General features: G+C 75.2%; 11 protein-coding genes. 5 read left to right on the forward strand and 6 right to left on the reverse strand.

What is annotated here, in order from left to right:
• The first annotated feature begins 105 nt into the window (after window positions 1-105).
• On the forward strand, window positions 106-1,752 hold the full coding sequence (locus ACWERV_RS06920; protein ID WP_452929731.1) for a translation initiation factor 2: 1,647 nt from the start codon (window positions 106-108) through the stop codon (window positions 1,750-1,752).
• 27 nt (window positions 1,753-1,779) lie between these two features.
• On the opposite strand, the gene ACWERV_RS06925 is transcribed toward ACWERV_RS06920, so the two are convergent.
• From ACWERV_RS06925 to ACWERV_RS06940, 4 genes are all read right to left on the reverse strand, one after another.
• Window positions 1,780-3,843, reverse strand: coding sequence for a hypothetical protein (locus ACWERV_RS06925; RefSeq protein ID WP_452929734.1), 2,064 nt, complete (start codon window positions 3,841-3,843; stop codon window positions 1,780-1,782).
• 126 nt (window positions 3,844-3,969) lie between these two features.
• Window positions 3,970-5,136: an oxygenase MpaB family protein gene (locus ACWERV_RS06930; protein WP_452929736.1), complete on the reverse strand. Its 1,167-nt coding sequence runs from the start codon at window positions 5,134-5,136 to the stop codon at window positions 3,970-3,972.
• Window positions 5,137-5,279: 143 nt separating this feature from the next.
• Complete coding sequence (locus tag ACWERV_RS06935) at window positions 5,280-6,338, reverse strand: polyprenyl synthetase family protein (protein ID WP_452929738.1); 1,059 nt, start codon at window positions 6,336-6,338, stop codon at window positions 5,280-5,282.
• On the reverse strand, window positions 6,331-6,651 hold the full coding sequence (locus tag ACWERV_RS06940; RefSeq protein WP_452929741.1) for a polyprenyl synthetase: 321 nt from the start codon (window positions 6,649-6,651) through the stop codon (window positions 6,331-6,333). The genes ACWERV_RS06935 and ACWERV_RS06940 overlap by 8 nt, the downstream gene beginning before the upstream one ends.
• Before the next feature lie 425 nt (window positions 6,652-7,076).
• Here ACWERV_RS06940 and ACWERV_RS06945 point away from each other — a divergent pair, with 425 nt between their 5' ends.
• The 4 genes from ACWERV_RS06945 to ACWERV_RS06960 all read left to right on the forward strand — a co-directional run bounded on the left by ACWERV_RS06945 (window position 7,077) and on the right by ACWERV_RS06960 (window position 14,381).
• Window positions 7,077-8,216 (forward strand): hypothetical protein, encoded by a 1,140-nt coding sequence (locus ACWERV_RS06945; RefSeq protein WP_452929744.1) that lies wholly within the window; start codon window positions 7,077-7,079, stop codon window positions 8,214-8,216.
• A complete protein-coding gene (locus ACWERV_RS06950) occupies window positions 8,213-9,034 on the forward strand; it encodes a hypothetical protein (protein WP_452929746.1) in 822 nt (273 codons plus the stop codon). Before ACWERV_RS06945 ends, ACWERV_RS06950 begins: the two co-directional genes overlap by 4 nt.
• Window positions 9,035-10,069: 1,035 nt before the next feature.
• The gene (locus ACWERV_RS06955; protein WP_452929749.1) at window positions 10,070-13,261 is read left to right on the forward strand and encodes an AfsR/SARP family transcriptional regulator; all 3,192 of its coding nucleotides are present in this window, start codon (window positions 10,070-10,072) and stop codon (window positions 13,259-13,261) included.
• Window positions 13,262-13,898: 637 nt separating this feature from the next.
• Window positions 13,899-14,381 carry an ATP-binding protein gene (locus tag ACWERV_RS06960; protein WP_398175949.1) on the forward strand — a complete coding sequence of 161 codons (483 nt, stop codon included), beginning with the start codon at window positions 13,899-13,901 and terminating at the stop codon, window positions 14,379-14,381.
• Between the two features lie 57 nt (window positions 14,382-14,438).
• Here the strand turns inward: ACWERV_RS06960 and ACWERV_RS06965 are convergent, their stop codons facing one another.
• Window positions 14,439-15,278 carry an SAM-dependent methyltransferase gene (locus tag ACWERV_RS06965; RefSeq protein ID WP_452929753.1) on the reverse strand — a complete coding sequence of 280 codons (840 nt, stop codon included), beginning with the start codon at window positions 15,276-15,278 and terminating at the stop codon, window positions 14,439-14,441.
• 164 nt (window positions 15,279-15,442) lie between these two features.
• Window positions 15,443-17,770 (reverse strand): glycoside hydrolase family 95 protein, encoded by a 2,328-nt coding sequence (locus ACWERV_RS06970; protein ID WP_452929756.1) that lies wholly within the window; start codon window positions 17,768-17,770, stop codon window positions 15,443-15,445.
• Window positions 17,771-17,795: the final 25 nt, after the last annotated feature.

The raw sequence follows: 17,795 nt of genomic DNA on the forward strand, positions 1-17,795 counted from the left end.
ACGGGCGACGGGCGACGGGCGACGGGCGACGGGCGACGGGCGACGGGCGACGGGCGACGGGCGACGGGCGACGGGCGACGGGCGACGGGCGACGGGCGACGGGGCATGAGGACGGTGCTGCTGGCCGCGCGGTCGGACGTCGCCATGTACCGCCTGCTCGACGTGCTGCCGGTCTTCGAGGGTGACGCCCGGATCACGCGCCGTTTCACGCTCGTGCCCGGTTCCGCCTTCGGTACGGACGCGCTCGCCGCGGTCGGCGCGGCCGGTGGGCGGACGGTGCCGTGGGAAGAGGCGTGCGGGCGGCCGTACGACCTGATCCTCACCGCGAGTCCCAAGGGCGCCCTCCAACTGCTGTCGGGCAAGCGGGTGTTGCTGCCGCACGGGGCGGGGTTCGGGAAGGCCGTGCCCGCGGAGGGCTCGGCCATGACCGCGTCCGGGCTGGACCCGGCGTATCTGCCGCCGTACGACGAGCACTTGGTGCTGCACGCCCTCGCGCACCCCGACCAGATCGCCCAACTCGCCGCCTCCGCACCGCATGCCGCCCCGCGGGCGACCGTCGTCGGTGACCCGACGCTGGACCGGATCCTGGCCTCGCGCTCGCTGCGGGACGGGTACCGCCGGGCGCTCGGCACGGGCGGGCGGCGGCTCGTGGTGCTCGCCTCCACGTGGGGCCCGCACTCGCTGCTGCGCCGACGCCCCGACCTGCCCGCGCGGTTGGCGGCCGCGCTGCCGGTGGACGCGTACCAGCTCGCCCTCGTCGTCCACCCCAACGAGCGTGCCGCGCTGGGTGACTTCGAGCTGGCCGAGCGCCTCGCCCCCGCGCGGGCGGCCGGGTTGGCGGTCAGCGCCGGGTACGAGGAGTGGGCGGCGGTCCTCGTCGCCGCCGACGTCCTGGTGACCGACCACGGTTCCGTCGCCCTCTACTTCGCGGCGGGCGGCCCGGAACGCCCGGTGCTCGCCGCGTGCGACGGCGGGGGCGAGGTGATACCCGGCAGTCCGATCGACGTCCTGCTCGCGGGGGTCCCGCGGCTGGCGCGGGCCGCGGACCTGCCCGCCGCGCTCGCCGCGTACGAGCCGGGGGCGGCCGGGCGGGCGGCCGGCTCCGCCTTCGCGGCGGACCGGCTCGGCAGCTCCCTTCCCCGGCTGCGCACGGAGCTGTACACGCTGCTCGGCCTCGACCCGCCCACGGGCACCGTACGGGCCCGGCCACTGCCGCCGCCCGCGCCGCCGTCCCGCCTCCCGGCCGCCTTCGACGTGCACGTCCACCGCGGGCCCGACGGGCTGCGGGTCGAGCGCGTCCCCGCCGGGCTCGGGCCCGCCGGGCACCATCTCGCCGTCGAACATGGCAGCGCGGGCGAGCACTTCGCGCGGACCGCGGGCCTGCTCTACCGCCGGGCTGCGGCGCCCGCGCCCGGCCCGTACCGGGAGAGCTGGACGGCGGAGGGCTGGACCGGGGCCGTGCTCGACGACTACACGGGCTGCCGCACGGCGGCGGCGATCCTCCCGGACGGCACGTGCGTGCTGCGCCGCCGCGACGACCCCGCCGTGTGGGCGCTGCGCGCCGCCCCCGCGGCGCACGCGGGCCGCGTCGTCCACCCGGACCCGGCGGCGGCCCTGTCCGCCGTCCACGCGGCCCCCGCGTCACCGGCCGCCGCGCTGCACCCGGGCACGTACGACTGCCTGATCGGAGGGCGCGCCTTCCGCCTCACGCTGGCCCCCGCACTGCCGGAGCAGGCCGCCTACGTCCTGTAGCGGCCCGCGTATGCCGCCCGGCGGAGGTTACTCCAGCCCGTTGCGCTGCCGGATCGCGGCGGCCTCGGTGCGGTGGGCGGCGGCTTCGGCGGGGCGGCCGGAGCGCTCCTCCAGGGCGGCGAGGGCGTCGAGGACGCGGGCCCGGTCGAAGTCCGAGCCGCGGCGGCGGGCACCGGCCAGCGACTCCTGGTAGAGCGCGCGGGCCCGGTCCGGCTCCCCGTGGGCGGCGAGCAGATGGGCCAGGGCGAAGCCGGTGCGGGCGGCGATGCGGTCGCGCCGCCCGTCCGCGAGGGCCGCGGCGTGCGCCCGGGTCAGCAGTTCCTCGGCCTGGGCGACGTCGCCCAGTTCGGCGAGGGTCTGGCCGAGGCGGTAGTCCTGGAGCAGCACACCGTAGGTGTTGCCGATGGACGCCTGGAGGGTGCGCGACTCGGCGTAGCGCCCGGCGGCGGAGGCGAGGTCGCCCTCGCGGGCGTCGAGCATGCCGCGGAATTCCAGCGCGGAGGCGCGGAGCTTGACCGATTCCGGGTCGCCGGGCAGGAGTTCGGCGGCGGCGAGCGCGGCGGCCATCTCCGGTTCTGCGGCGTCCGGGTCGGACGGCCAGAGCCAGCGGGCGAGTTGGCACCGCATACGGATCGCGCCGTGCAGGTCGCCGGCGCGCAGCGCGCTGTCGCGGCCGAGCCGGAAGACGTCCAGCAGGTCCGCCTTCGGCGGGTGGTCCTGCGCGTACGTCCACGCGCTCTCGCACAGGGCCACGCACAGCGCGTCCTCCCCCACGGCGTGGGCGAGGCGGACGGCGGCGAAGAGGACGTGCCGGTCCTCGTACATCCACCGCGACGGTGCCCGTACGCCGTCGGACCGCTCGCCGGGCACGGGCGCGGGTACGACGCCGGTCACGCGCGCCGCCCCCGGTCCCTCGCCCGGGGCCTGGACGGCGAAGAGGACGTCCGGGGCGCCGGGTTCCTGCGGGGCGAGGGGCTGGACGCGCAGCCGGGGGCCCGCGAGGAGCAGGTCGGCCTGCTGCCACTGGCGGTTCTGCCAGCGCAGGAAGCGGCGCAGCGCGGCGGCGCGGTCCTGCGGGCCGGTCGCGGTGAGGACCGAGTCGGCGGTGCGGCGGGCGTGCGCGCGGCGGGCGTAGGACAGGCGCAGCCGCGCCGCGGGGTCGCGGAAGGCCTCGCGGACGTCCGCCAGGCCCTGTGCGTGCAGCTCCTCCAGCGCGCTGTCGGACGTGTCCGCGCCGCGGCCGAGCAGCGCCGCGGCGGACGCGCGGGTGAAGGAGGGGCCGGGGTGGAAGGGCAGCAGCCGGTACAACTCCGCAGCCTCGGGCGACAGTTCGCCGTAGCCGACGTCCAGGACGCGGTCGACGACGGGCGCGACCTCCTCGTCCAGGACGCCGCGCACCTCGCCGAGCAGCCGGGTCAGCGGGCGCAGTCCGTGGCGGCGCAGGGTGCACGCGGCGATGCGCAGCGCGGAGGGCGAGCCCTCGCACAGCCGCACCAGGGCCTCCACCGCGTCCGGTTCGGCGGCGAGGCGGCCGTCGGTGACGATGCCCTCCAGCAGTTCGCGGGCGGCGGTGTCGTCGAGCGGCCCGACCGGCAGGTCGAGGCCCGCGCCGCCGTCGAGGTCGTGCAGCGGGCGGTGGCCGGTGGTGATGAGCACCCCGTCGGAGGCGGGCAGCAGGTCGGCGACCTCGGACCCGTACCGCGCGTTGTCCAGCACCAGGACGACGCGGCAGCGCGCGGTCACGGCCCGGTACTGGCGGCGGCGGGCGGCGAACGCGGTCTTCACGGACTGCGGTTCGACGTCCAGCGACTCCAGCAGCTGCGTCAGCACGTCGCCGGTGTCGAGCCAGCCGTCCGGGCCGCGGTAGTCGTCGAGATCGACGGCCAGCACATGCGTGTAGCCGCCGCTGTCGTGCAGGGCGCGGCCGATGCGGTAGGCGAGCGCGCTCTTGCCGACGCCGGGCGGCCCGCTCAGCGACAGGGCGACGGCCCGGCCGCTGCCCGCGCCCTCCAGGGCGGCCCGTTCGGCGCGGGCGCGTTCCTCGTCGCGGTCGACGAACGGGCGGGGTGCGGCGGGCAGTTCCACTGTCATCGCGACTCCGCTCCCGCCGTCCGCGGCCGCCCCGGCAGCGCGGGGCACGCCCTCAAGATCCTCGTCCTCACTCTAGATGCCCGGCCACGCACTGCGGGTGCGAACCGCGCGGGGCGCGGCGCCGGTTCAGCCGACGGAGGCGGGCGGGGGTGTCCAGCGGCGGGTGCGCGGGACGGCGTCGGACACGCCGTAGTCCTTCCGGAGCTCCTCGGGGATGGCGTAGTGCATGACGCGGCCGCGGGTGAGGGAGGACAGCTCCAGGGCCGTGGTGAGGTGGCCGAGCCGGTCCAGCGCCCAGGCGCCGAGCGGCGAGCGGTCCTCGATCGTCTCCAGGACGTTCAGCAGGTGCGGGACGGCGCGGACGACGGCGTCCCAGGGGGTGCGCGGGACGCACAGCCAGTCGCCGCAGGTGTCGCCGACGAGGTAGCGGATGAGGGCGGAGACGAGCGGGTCGAGGAGGGTGCCCGGCACCACCTCCTCATACAGGTCGATGAGTTGGCGGGTCAGGTGGGCGCCCTCCTCGGACGGGCCCATGTTCGCGACCATGTAGCGGTCGAGGAAGTCCCGTGCGTCGTCGAGCGTGCGGGGCACCGCGTCCTGGTCGACGCCGAGCATCGCGCCGACGACCCGCCACGCGTAGTAGTAGGCCTCCGCGCCCTCCTGCGTCATGTGGATCCCGAGCCGGTGCAGGCTGTCGAGCACCAGCAGCGAGAAGAACATCTGCCCGCCGATCATGTCCTGCTGGCAGATGGGCGTGCCGAGTTCGGCGGTGTCCCAGTGGCCGTCGCGCCGCAGGTGGTGCCGGATCGACGCGTGCAGGAGCCGTACCTTCTGCGCGGCGGGGACGAACCTGCCGCCCGCCTCGAAGGCGTCCGGCTGCATCAGGTGGACGGTGAACTGCCCGGTCTCCGCCATGCGTTTGGACGGGTAGCTGAGCCCGTGGGTCGTCGAGAGCAGCCGGGCGACGCGCGGCACGACGTAACAGGCGGGCATGGAGGCGAAGGACAGCGCGGTGGAGATGTGGACGTTGTTGTCGATGAAGAACAGCCGCGCCCGCTCCATCACGCTCCAGTCCACCCACGGCGGCGGCACGCGGGTGGCCTCCAGGTAGTCGCGCGCGACGTCCGGGAGCCCGTCGGGCAACGGTGATCCGGCGGTGGAGACGTACCGCATGAGGGTGTTGAAGGTGCCGACCTCACCGCGTTCGAAGAGCGCGGCCACGGTGGCGTCGGCGAGTTCGTCGCCTGCGTGCAGCAGGGCGTCCATGGAGGTGTCGTCGTCGGTGGCGGTCATGGCGGCCTCCTCGGCTGGGCGCGCGGATCGCACGCGCGGGGTCGTGGGCGGCGGGGTCGTCGTGAGGCGGGGTCGTCGTGGGGCGGGGTCGTCGTGGGGCGGGGTCGTCGTGGGGCGGGCAGGAAGGGAGCCGGGTGGGCCGGTCAGGCCGTGCGTTCCGTCGCCGAGCGGGCCAGCGCGGTCAGCGCGCCCGACGCGTACGCCGGGACGTCCAGGCCGCGCAGCGCCTCCAGCGACGCGGCCACCCGCGCGCTGATCATCTCCTCGACCCGTTCGGGCGCCCGCAGCCGCCGCATGACCTCGCGGACGGCGTCCAGCGCGGCCGCGCCCGCGTCCCGCCCGCGGCGGCCGAGCGCGGCGCGCAGCCTCGCCCGGTCGGCGGTGCCGGCGAGCTGCCAGGTCTGCGCGAGCAGCGCGGTGGGGCGGCGGCCGCGTACGTCGTCGGCGCCGTTCTTGCCGGTTCGGTCCGGGTCACCGAAGATCCCGAGCAGGTCGTCGCGCAGCTGGAAGGCCTCGCCGAGCGGCAGCGCGTACGCCGAGTAGCCCGCGCGCAGCCGCCCGCCCGCACCGGCCAGCGTGCCGCCGATCAGCAGCGGGTGCTCCACCGTGTACTTGGCGGTCTTGTAGCGCACGACCTTCAGCGAGGCCTCGGTGTCGGCGGCGGCGCCGGTGCGCAGGATCTCCAGGCACTCCCCGGCGATCAGCTCGCGCGCCATCACCGCCCACAGCGGGCGGGCCCGCGCGAGGTAGGCGGCGGGCAGCCCGCTGGTGGCGAACATCTGCCCGGCGAGCGCCATGAGCAGGTCGCCGACCAGCATCGCGAGCGAGCGCGCGGCCGCGGGGGCGCCGGGGCGGCCGCGGACGGCGGGGCGCAGCGCGATGTGCGCGGTGGGCCGGCCGTGCCGCAGCGGGCTGTCGTCGATGAGGTCGTCGTGCACGACGGCGGCGGCGTGCACCAGTTCCATGGACGCGGCGGCGCGCAGCAGCGCGTCGCTCTCCGGCTGCCCGGCGCCCCGCCAGCCCCAGTAGCAGAAGGCGGCCCGCAGCCGTTTGCCGTCCACGGCGGCGGCCGCGACCTGTTCGGCGACCGGCCGCAACTGCGGGTCAATGGCGGCGAGCTGGCCCGCCTCGGCCCCCACGAAGTCGTGCAGCACGTCGTCCACCCGGGCCTTGAACGCCGCGGGCTCCCAGCGTTCAGGCACCGCCGCCACCGCCGTCCCGCACCGCCGTCTCCCGCGCGGCCGCCTCCCGTACGCCCGGCCCGTGTGCGGCCGCCTCCTCCCGCGCCGCCGCCCGCGAGTTGCGGGCCAGCACCTCCAGATGCGCGGGCGGTACGTACACGTGCCGGTCGAGCGCCAGCCGGCCGCGCGCGGCGAGGTCCTGCCCCGCCTGCTCGGCCAGTTCGGGCCCGTCCGCCCGCCCCAGCAGATCCCGCAGCGCCCCGACGGCCGCGCCCAGTGCCCCGAGCGCCACATCGGCGATCCCGGCGGCCACCAGCACCGCCTGTCCGTCCAACCCCGCCCGCATTGCCGACCGTTCCGCCATCGCAACCCCCGTGGGCTCGCAACTTCCGTGCGGCACATGCCAGATGCCGCTGTCACGAGCCTCGGCCCGCGACGTCACGGCCTGCGGCGGAAACTCACGAACGAGGTATCAGGCCGTTCTGACGTGCGAATCCGGCCGTCGGCGCGTCGCGTACTCACGGAACGGGAGGCTCCGGCCGCACATCCACGCCTCTGCAAGCTTCCTGCAAGGGTCCCGGCAGGATTCCGTCCACCCGCTCGGGCATCCCGTCACCAGGTGCGGGCGGCGGACCGCCGCCCGCGGCAGACAGACAAATCCTGGGGGATTTCGTGTCAGCGTTACGACCGGTCGGGAGGATACCGGGCGCCGGAGCGCGCCAGTATCTGACGGTTGTCGGGTGCAAGAGGATCCTGGTGGTGACCCAGACCGTCACCTACGCCAAACGTCTCATGGACGTCCTGTCCCTGATCGACGGGGACTTCAGGGTGCAGGCGGTCTTCACCGCGCCGCCGCACGTGTTCGGGGACGAGGTACCGGCCTTCCTCGCCCGCATGGGATGCGCGGTCATCCCGTGGGAAGAGGCCCTGCAGATGGACTTCGACCTCGCGCTGGCCGCGGGGCGGATCGGCGTCGAGGGCATCCGGGCACCGCTGGTGACCATGCCGCACGGCGCCGCCTACCTCAAACGCGTGCTCGGGACGAGCGATCCCGGGGTGGCGGGGCTGCGCCGGGTGGATCTGACGGCCGCGGGGAAACTGCCCGCGGCCGTCGTCCTTCCGCACCGCGCCGACCTGCGCGACCTGCGGCGGCAGTGCCCGGAGGCGCTGCCGCTGGCACGGGTCGTCGGCGACCCGGTGCACGACCGGATCGTCGCGAGCCTGCCGCTGCGCCGGCGCTTCCGCCGCGCGCTCGGTCTCACCGGGGGCCGCAAGCTCGTGGTGGCCGCGTCCACGTGGGGGCCGTGGTCGTCCTTCAGCCGCTTCGAGGCGCTGCTGCCCCGGCTGCTCGGCGAACTGCCGCGCGAGTCGCACCGGGTGGCGATCCTCGTGCACCCCAACGTGTACTCGGGGCACGGCGCCTACCAGGTACGTTCATGGATGGCGAGCTGCCGGCGGGCGGGCATCGCCCTCGTGCCGCCCGACGCGGACTGGCGCAGCGTGCTCGTCGCCGCCGACTGCATCATCGGCGACCACGGATCGGTCACACTGTACGGAACCCTGACGAAAGCCGCGCTGCTGCTCGCCGGTCCCACCGCGGAGGAGACCAACCCGGCCTCGCCCGCCGCCGCGCTCGCCCGGACCGTCCCCACGCTGTCGCCGAGCCACCCGCTCGTCGACCAGCTCGCCTACGCCGCCGCCGAGCGGCGGGACACCGAACGGGCCGCCGTCGCGGCCCGGATCACCTCCGAGCCGGGCCGCTTCGTCCGCAACATGCGGACCCTGCTCTACCGGCAACTGGGCCTGGGCGAACCCGCCTACGCGGCGGTGACCGAACCGCTGCCGGTGCCCCCGCCCTGGCAGACACTGGTGGGCGGCCCCGACCGGAGGTCGGCATGACCGGCCTCGTGACGGTACGCCGCCACCCGCCGGGCACGGCCGCCGCCCCGGCCACGGGCGGGCTGACGGTGACCCTGCGGTGGGGGGTGCGGCGGGTGACGCTCACCGCCACGCCGGGGGCGGCGGGCCCGCTGGGGGCGGCGGGCGCGCACCCCGCCGGGCCCCGCCGGCGCCCGACCGCGCTCGACGAGCACTTCGTCCTCGACACCGACAGCCGGCCGGGCAGTCCCGCGGCCGTGTACGCCGACGTGCTCACCGGCAGCCGCCTCCGCACGGCGGCCGAGGCCCGCGCGTGGCTCGCCACGGCGCTGGCCCGGCACCCCGGCGCCGCGCTCGCCGCCGTCCCGCTCGCCGAGGGCGGCTGGGCGGTGGCCGGGGCGGCGCACCCGGGCCCGCTCGTCCTGGGGCCGCCGGGCCCAGGCCCGGCCCGGGGCCCGGGGCAGCACCCGCTGCTGCCGTCGTGCCTGCACGCCTGCCTCGTCCTCGTGCCGGGCGCGACGCTGCGCGGCCTGGCCGCGGCGGCGATGACCGTCACGGACTGCCGGGGGCCGTACCCGGAGGCGTGCGGGGCGGGCTGTCCGGCGGGCTGTACGGCGCCGTGTCCGCCCGCGTATCCGGCGGACCGCCCGGCGGACCGCCCGACGTCACAGCCGGATCCGGATCCGCACCAGGCCCCGCCCCCGGACCCGCTTCAGGCGGCGCGGCCGCCCGTGCGGGCGCGGACGCATCCGTGGCCGGGTCCGCTGCTGCCGGTGCCGCGGGCCGGGGCCGCGCGGGAAGGGCGTCCCGCAGCCGGCCGGCGTCCGCGGGGCTGGTGAGCTCGTAGCGGGCCGGCGCCCGCGTGTGCGGGGCGGCCGCCGCCAGGTGGTCGCCCCACACGTGGGCGCTGTCGCCGAGCGTCTCCAGGGTGCGCGCCTGCCGGTGCGCCGCCCCGGACGCGGTGAAGACGGCGGGCGTGCCGTCCGTGTCCGCCGCCCCGCGCGGGCCCTCCCCGGCAGGGCCTGGTCGCGTGCGGCGTCGTGCGTGTCGCCGGCCGACGTGTGCACGGCGCGGGCCCGCGCGAAGCGCTCCGCGGCGCGCGCGGCGTCCCCTTCCGCGGGGGCGATCGCCGAGGACGGTACGGGCCAGGTCCGTCCCGCGCAGGTAACCGCACTGCTGCCACCGGGAGATGGCCTCCTCCAGGTACGGCACGGCCTGCCCGGGAGGGCCCGCCTCCTCCCGGTGGCAGCGGCCGACGCCGAGCGGGCGGTGGAAGGGCGGCACCGTCCAGGCCGAGTCCGGTGAGCCGGCTGCGGCTGGTGCCGACGGCGACGCTGCCCGGCCCCACCGGCAGCAGCGGGCGGATCTGCGTGGCGGTGAAGGCGTTGTCGAGCAGCACCGCGACGCGCGGGCCCGCGCGGCGGGTGCGCCACTCCGACGTCTGCTCGGCGGGGTCGGCGAGTTCGGCCCGGCGGTTCACGAAATGGCCGGGAACAGGCGGTGACTGCCGCGGCACCGCGCGCGGCGCCGGTGCGTGCGCACGCACTCCGCCGGGGACGTCCCTGGCCTGTATCGCGGGCCCTCCGAGCTGGGCATCTCCCGCGATGCGGCTGCGGTGGGTCGGGTACGGCGAACGGTCCGTCTGCGCCCCGTTGTCGGCCCGCCGGCGGTCCGGCCCACATGGAGCATGTGCGTAGCACATATGCCAAACGCCCGCACGGCGCACAGGAGACGCCCGCCCGCACGGCCCGCAGCAGCGATTCGGCCAGCCCGTCCGCGGTCTCTGGTGACCATTCGCACGTTCGTGTCATGCTCATCATCAAGGAGAACCAGCGGGGAACGAAGGACGGCCAGCCGGGGGAAGGCGGGCGCTGGTGGATTTCCGACTGCTCGGACCGGTGGCGGTGCACACCGGCGGACAACCCCTCGCGCTCGGCTCGCCCAAGGAGCGCACCGTCCTCGCCGCACTCGCCCTCGACGTCGGCCGCGCCGTCCCCATCGACACCCTCATCGGCCGCCTCTGGGACGGCGCCGTCCCGCTCCGCGCACGGGAGAACACCCACTCCTACGTCTCCCGGCTGCGCGGCAGGCTGAACAAGGCCGCCCGCACCCCCGACGCCCCGCGCATCGCGACCCGGGACCACACCTACGTCCTCGAAGCCGACCCCGCGACCGTCGACTGGCACCGCTTCCAGCACCTGCTGCGCCGCGCCGCCCAGGCCGACGACACCATCGCGCTGCGCCTCTACCGCGAGGCCGACGACCTCTGGCAGGGCGAGGCCCTCACGGGCCTGACCGGCCTGTGGCCCGAGACCGTACGGCGCTCGCTCGGCGAACGGCGGCTGGCCGCGGCGGTCTCCCGCATCTCCCTGGACCTGCGCCTGGGCCACTACCGCGCCCTCGTCCCGGACCTCGACCAGCTCGTCGCCGAGCACCCCGACGACGAGACCCTCCTCGGCCTGCTCACCCTCGCCTACTACGGCAGCGAGCGCTACACCGACGCCCTGCGCGTCTACGACCGGGCCCGGCACCTGCTCATGGAGCAGTACGGGACGCACCCCGGGGACGCCCTCAAACGCATCCACGTCGGCGTGCTGCGCCAGGTCCCCGTCACGGACCTGGTCCACGAGGCCGTCGCCCCCCGCCCCACGGTCCCGGCCGCGGCACCCCCCGGGCCCCCCGGACCGCCCGCGGAAACCGCCGCCCGGCACGTCCCGCGCAGCCTGCCGAACCAGCCGCCGCTCATCGGACGCCAGGACGAACTGCGCCTGCTCACCTCGGCGTTCACCGCCACCGTCGGCACGGCGGGCGCCGTGGTGGCCCTGGAGTCGGTCAGCGGCATGGGCGGCATCGGCAAGACCGCCGTCGCGGTGCAGAGCGCGCTGGCCCTCGCCCCGCGCTACCCCGACGGCTGCGTGTGCCTCGACCTGCGCGGCCACTCCGCCGTCCAGGAACCCATGACCGCCGCCGACGCCCTCACCCGGCTACTGCGGGAGTTCGGCACCCCGTCCGCCGAACTGCCCCTCAACGTAGGCGAACTGGCCGAGTTGTGGCGTACGACGCTGGCGCGGCGGCGGGCCGTCGTCGTCCTCGACGACGTCGCCGACGCCGACCAGGTCCGCCCGCTGCTGCCGCACGGCACACCCTCCCTCATCATCCTCACCAGCCGCCGCCACCTCACCGGACTCCCGGCCGCGCGCGCCCTCCACCTCGACGTCCTCCCGCCCGCCGACGCCGCCGCCCTCTTCCGCCGCTTCGCCGGCGACGACCGCACGTCCGACGATGAGGCGGTCGACCGCATCGTCCACCGCGCGGGCCTGCTGCCGCTGGCCATCGAACTCGTCGCCAACCGCTTCCAGGGCCGCCCCGCCTGGACCCTCGCCACCCTCCACGACCGCCTCACCGGCCCCGACCGCCTCGACCAGATCCACGACGCGGACGGCGCCGCCCTGCGCCCCGCCTTCCAGCTCTCCTACCTGGGCCTCCCCCTCCCCCAACGCCAGGCCTTCCGCCGCCTCAGCCTCCACCCGGGCCCGGACATCACCGTCCCGGTGGCCGCCGCGATCCTCAACATCGCCCCGGGCGACGCGGAAAGACTCATCGAGGGACTGCTCTCCGCGCACATGCTGCGCGAACCGGTCGCCGAACGGTGTACGTTTCATGATCTTCTGCACGAATACGCCGTGCAATTGGTGACGTGCGAGGACGACGAGCCGCTGCGCGAGCACATCGCCTTACGGCTGATCAACTATTACGTCCAGGTGGCGGACCAGGCGGATCGCGTCGCGTACCGACGCGAGGCCGCCGAATCGGAGGACGGTGCGGCATCCCCGGCGATCTTCGCCGACGCCCCCTCGGCAATTGCCTGGCTGGCGGCGGAACGGGAGAACGCCCTCGCGGTGGAACGTATGGCGGTGGCGCGCGGCCACGCCGGACTCGCCGCCCGACTCGCCTTCTCCCTCACGGGATACCTCAACGCGGAGTGCTACTGGCCCACCGCGGTGGACCTTCTCACCCGCGCGGTGACCCGGTGGCCCCCGGACGCCCCCACCGCACACCTCTGCCGCGCCCTCCTCCGCCTCTCCGACGCCCTGGCCAGCACGGGCCGGTACGACCGCGCCGCCGACGCCGCCCGCCGCGCCCTCGACCTGGCGGTGGAACTGGCGGACACGGCGGCCCAGGCGGAGGCCCTCCGGGCGGTGGGTTCGATGCACTGGCATCGCGGGGAACACCTGGACGCCCTCAGGCACTACCAGCGGGCTCTTGTCTCCGCGACGCATTCCGGAAACGCACAACTGGTCATTCGCCTGCACAACAACCTCGGCGTGGCGCGGCTCTACCTGGGGGACAACGACCGCGCCCTGGTGCATTTCCAGCGGGCCCGGAACGGTTTCGACGAACTCGGGGACGACAAATTCGCCGCGGTGGTCATGAACAACATCGGCGACCTGCTGCACAGAAAGGGCGAGCTGAATCTCGCCCGGGACGCGTTCGAGGAATCGATCGCCCTGCTGGACCGTATCGGCAACCGACACGCGCAGGCCACGGTGCGCGGCAGCCTCGCCGATCTCCTCACGGAACTGGGGGAGACGTCCGCGGCATTGGCGCTGTGCCAGGAGGCCCTTCCGGTCTACAAGTCCATGGCCGACAGCAAGGGCGAGGCCGACACCCTCATCAGCATGGGGGGCGCGATGCGCATACAGGCCGACCACGCCCAGGCCGCGTCGTGCTACTCGGCGGCCCTGCGTCTCGCCCGGAGCATCGGCGCGGCGCACCAGGAGATCCAGGCCCTGCGCGGGCTGGGCCACGTCGACTTCGAGGCGGGACGGCTCGATGCCGCAGCCCAGCACCTGCGCGCCGCACTGACCATGGCGGTCAGAACGCAGGATCTCGACGAAACCGTCGAGAGCGGAATTCTCCTGGCCACGGTTCACCGGAGGTCCGGCCTACCGCGCGAGGCCTACACGCTTTTACAACAGGCGTTCGACACCGCGCGAGCACAAGGGCATCGCGAAACGGCAAACATTGGCCAGCGATTGACGGAGCTAAGGCGGCATCTGGCATGATCCAATACGTTCCCTGAACCGCACCAATAGGCGGATCGGGAACGGCTGTTCAGCATGCCACGCACCCGAAATGCACCCGGCACCCCGCGCACGCACGCGCCGAGCCGGTGCAACAGTGCGGCCACCATCCGAAATTCGTTCGACAGGAACATAGTGAAAGCCACTTGCACCAGAGTCGCCGTCGCGTCCGCCGTCTGCTGCCTCGCATGGATGGCCGCCGGACAGACCGCCTCCGCGGCACCGTCGCAGCTCGCTCCTTCGACGTCCGCCAGCATTCCGCATATGCCAGAGGCAAGTCAAGCTGCCGTGTCCGGCTCCTTGCCGACGGTAACCGTGGCCCGGGGCGCGGCGGACATATCCCTGGTGATGCGACCGGACAAGTGCATCGTCCTGTAAGACCCCCCGGCCGGGCGGCCTCGGGCGCACCGCGCCCCGGGCCGTCCGGCCGCATTCCGCCCACCCCTACCGGAAACACCCGCACAACGGTCCGCCGGGACACATCCTGGACTTCCGGATCTGCAAATTACACAGTGTTCCTTGCCAACTTGCGTTGCCCATGGGCATATAGTGACGTGGCGTCACCGCGCGCCGCCCGAACGCCTGGCACGTACGCCTCCCGTTGAGAGGAACGCACACCGTGGCCTTACCGAGCAACGACATCCCGCGGCGGTCCGGTATCGGATCGTCCGGTACGGCGACGGCGTCCGCTTTCCGCCCCGGGGGCGGGATGACGGCGGGGCTGGGGTTCACGCTTCCCGCGCGCGGGGAGGCCATTGCCGTGGCGCGGCGGCGGGTGCGGGCGTACCTGGGTGGGGCGGGGTGCGACGGGGACACCGTGGAGACCGCGGCCCTGCTGGTGAGTGAGCTGACGACCAACGCCGTGCGGCACACCGCGAGTCCGGTCTTCGAGTGCCGGGTGCACTTCGACGGGGTGCGGGTGCGGCTGGAGGTCGAGGACCACGGCGGGACGCCGGACCGGCCGGAGCGGCGCGAGCCCGGACCGGGGGACGTGGACGGGCGCGGGCTGCTGCTCGTGGACGCGCTGTGCGCGCACTGGGGTGTGACCGAGGCCCCGTGCGGCGGCCGCATCGTGAGCGCCGAGCTCTTCCCGCAGCCGTAGGGACGCGGACGCCCCGCGCATCGGACGCGGGGCGAACAGTGCGACGGCGAGGGTGGGTTACGGCTTGCGGGCCACGCCCGCGTACATCGCGACCTCGTCGTCCCGGACGGCGTCCTCCGTGCCGGGCTCGGGGAGCCAGCGGTGGATGAGGGTGACGCCGGGGTCGGTCAACTCCAGCCCGGCGAAGAAGGGTTCGACGTCCGCGCGGGTGCTGTCGCGGACCGGCAGGCCGCGCTTGGTGTACTCGGCGGTGACGGTGGTCGCGTCGTCCGGGTCGGTGTTGGTGGTCACCGTGGTGATGGTGAGCATGCTGCCGGGGGCGAGCCGGTCGAGGTAGCGGCGGACGAGCGCGTACGCCTCCTCCTTGTCCAGGACGAACTGGAGGACGGCGATGAGGGACAGCGACACCGGGCGGTCGAGGTCGAGCGTGCCGGTGACCTCGGGGGAGGCGAAGATCGCGTCCAGGTCGTGCATGTCGGCCCGCAGGTAGGCGATGTGGCCCTCGGGCGTGCCGGTGAGCCGGGCGGCCGCGTGCACGAAGACGATCGGGTCCTTGTCGATGTAGACGACCCGGGCGGCGGGGTTCACCGCCTGCGCGACCTCGTGCAGGTTCGGCGAGGTCGGGATGCCGGTGCCGATGTCGAGGAACTGGTCGATGCCCTGCTCGGCGGCGTACCGCACGGAGCGGTGCATGAACTTGCGGTTCTCCCGCATCGAGGTGCGCAGGTTCGGCCAGCCGGCGAGCATCTGCTCGGCGGCCTCGCGGTCGACCTGGTAGTTGTCCTTGCCGCCCAGGATGAAGTCGTAGACGCGCGCGGAGTGCGCGACGCTGGTGTCGATCAGCGGCGGTCGCCCGTCCGCGTCCTCGACGTCGAGCCGGGCCAGGTCCTCGGACATGCGTGCATCCCTTCGCTGCGGGGCACCGCCCGCCCCTCCCCGGCCGTCCCGGGGAGGGGCGCGCTGAGCAGCGGCGCCGTCGTCACTGCCGATCCGTCATATAGCGGTCAGCGTAGGCGAGTTGACGTCACAGGAAGGGCGAGCCGGGCACACTGCCGCCGCTTTCACGGCGTGACGTCGTACGGGGTGCCCGCGCGCAGGCTGATCGTGCGGTGGGCGGTGGGCCAGCGGACGGTGAGGGTGGTGTCGCGGGCGGCCCGCAGCGTCGCCGCCGTCAGGGCGCCGTCCGCCCAGGTCAGGCGCTCGACGGTGACGGCTCCGTGGGCGCGCAGCCCGCTGACCGCGCCGTCCGGCCAGGCGGGCGGCAGCGCGGGGAGCAGCAGCAGGTCGGGGCCGCGCGACTGCACCAGCATCTCGGCGATCGCGGCCGTGGCCCCGAAGTTGCCGTCGATCTGGAAGGGCGGGTGCGCGCACAGCAGCGAGGGGTAGACACCGCCCCCGTCGGCGTCGCTCTCGACGGGCCGCAGCATCACGCCGAGCAGGCGGTGCGCGGCGGCCCCGTCGCCGAGCCGCGCCCACAGCGCGGTCTTCCACGCGGTGGACCAGCCGGTGCCCTCGTCGCCGCGCAGCTCCTGGCTGCGCCGGGCGGCGGCGCGCAGCCGCGGGTCGGTGAGGGTGCGGCCGGGGTGGAGCCCGATCAGGTGCGAGACGTGCCGGTGGTGCGGCTCGGTCTCGGGGCGCTCGGTGTGCCATTCGAGCAGCTCACCGCGGCTGCCGATGCCGAGCGGCCGCAGCCGCGGCAGGGCGGCGGTGAGCGCGGCGACCAGGCCGGGGTCGGCGGCGGGACCCGCTTCGGCGGCGGATTCGGTGAGGAAGCCGAACAGCTCGCGGGCGAGGGTGAGGTCCATGGCGGTGGAGCGGTCCACGGACGCGGGGCCGTCGGGGGTCGCGAAGCGGTTCTCCGGCGAGGTGGCGGGGGCGGTGACGAGGTGCCCGGCGGGGTCGTCGGGGTCCTCGTGCAGCAGTCCGAGCAGGAAGCGGGCGGCCTCGGCGGCGACGGGCCAGGCGCGCTCGCGCAGGAAGCGGCGGTCGCGGCCGTAGCGCCAGTGCTCGGCGAGGTGGAGGCTGAGCCACGCTCCGCCGAGCGGCCAACTGGACCACATCGGGTCGTCGTTGCCGTCGCCGACCGGCCATGTCGCGCGCCACAGATCGGTGTTGTGGTGGACGGTCCAGCCCTGCGCCCCGTACAGCTCGCGGGCGACCTCGCGCCCGGCGTCGGCGAGGTCGGCGACCAGGTCGAGCAGCGGCTCGTGGCATTCGGGCAGGGCGGTGGATTCCGCAGGCCAGTAGTTCATCTGTGTGTTGATGTTGACGGTGTAGTCGCAGTGCCAGGGCGGGGTGACGGAGTCGTTCCACAGCCCCTGGAGGTGCGCGGCCTGCGTGCCGGGGCGGGAACAGGCGAGCAGCAGGTAGCGGCCGAAGTCGAAGAGAACGGCGGCGAGTTGCTCGTCGCGCGGTCCGGCGTCGGAGGCCCGTAGCCGTACGTCGAGCGGGGCCGCGTCCGCGGGTCGGGTGCCGAGCCGCAGCCGTACCCGGCCCATGGCGGCGGAGTGCTCGGCGGCGTGCACGGGCAGCAGATCGGTACGGCCCCGGGCCAGGGCGACGGCCTCGGCGGCGCGTGCGAGGCATTCCCCGGGGTCGGTGCGCGGGGCCCGGTTCCAGGCGGTGAAGCCGGTACGGACGTCGACGAGGATCGTGCACCGCACGGCGTCCCGCACCCGCAGGGTCCCGTCGGCGACCTCGACCGTACCGGCGCCCTCGCCCGGCTCGCAGGACGCGCGGGCCAACGCGGCCGCCGCCATGCCGGTGTCGCCGTGCTCGACGACCGGGCGGCGCTCGGCGTCGTCGCCGACGTGCGAGGGGGCGTGCAGCAGCAGCGCGAGCCCGTCGCCGTCCACGGCCCGTACGGCATGGCGGAGTTGGGGGGTGCGCCAGCTCAGCTCGGCGGACAGGCGCCCTGCGGCGGCCCGCAGGTCGATGACCAGCAGCCCGGTCGCGGTGTCGGCGAAGACGGTCTGCTCGACGCCGTCCGTGACGTGCCGGGCCACGCCCGTGTCGAGGTCCAGCTCGCGGAAGCGGAACGGGAAGGGTGCGCCGCCCGGCCCCGTGACGCGCAGCACCAGGTCGCCGACGGGCTGGTACGCCTCCGCGCCGCGGCCCTGCGCCGCCTTCAGCCGCTCGCCCGCGGCGGTGTGGCGCCCGGCGCGCAGGTCGGCGCGGACGTCCTCGACGAGTCCCGCGGGCACGGCGGGGTGCCCGGCGGGCGGCGGGCCGGACCAGAAGGTGTCCTCGTTGAGGGAGAGCCGCTGCTCGTGCGGCGGGCCCCAGATCATCGCGCCCAGCCGCCCGTTGCCGACGGGCAGCCCGTCGACCCAGCGTGCGGCGGGGCGGTCGTACCAGACCGGCGAGGACGGCTCCGGCGTCACGTACACGGCAAACCCCTGATCACGTCAGCTC

The organism is Streptomyces sp. NPDC004031 (assembly GCF_053604375.1).

Bases quoted from the DNA above. Each gene is read 5' to 3' on its own strand.
- ACWERV_RS06920 (WP_452929731.1), top strand. From the start codon at position 106: ATGAGGACGGTGCTGCTGGCCGCGCGGTCGGACGTCGCCATGTACCGC.
- ACWERV_RS06925 (WP_452929734.1), bottom strand. From the start codon at position 3,843: ATGACAGTGGAACTGCCCGCCGCACCCCGCCCGTTCGTCGACCGCGAC.
- ACWERV_RS06930 (WP_452929736.1), bottom strand. From the start codon at position 5,136: ATGACCGCCACCGACGACGACACCTCCATGGACGCCCTGCTGCACGCA.
- ACWERV_RS06950 (WP_452929746.1), top strand. From the start codon at position 8,213: ATGACCGGCCTCGTGACGGTACGCCGCCACCCGCCGGGCACGGCCGCC.
- ACWERV_RS06965 (WP_452929753.1), bottom strand. From the start codon at position 15,278: ATGTCCGAGGACCTGGCCCGGCTCGACGTCGAGGACGCGGACGGGCGA.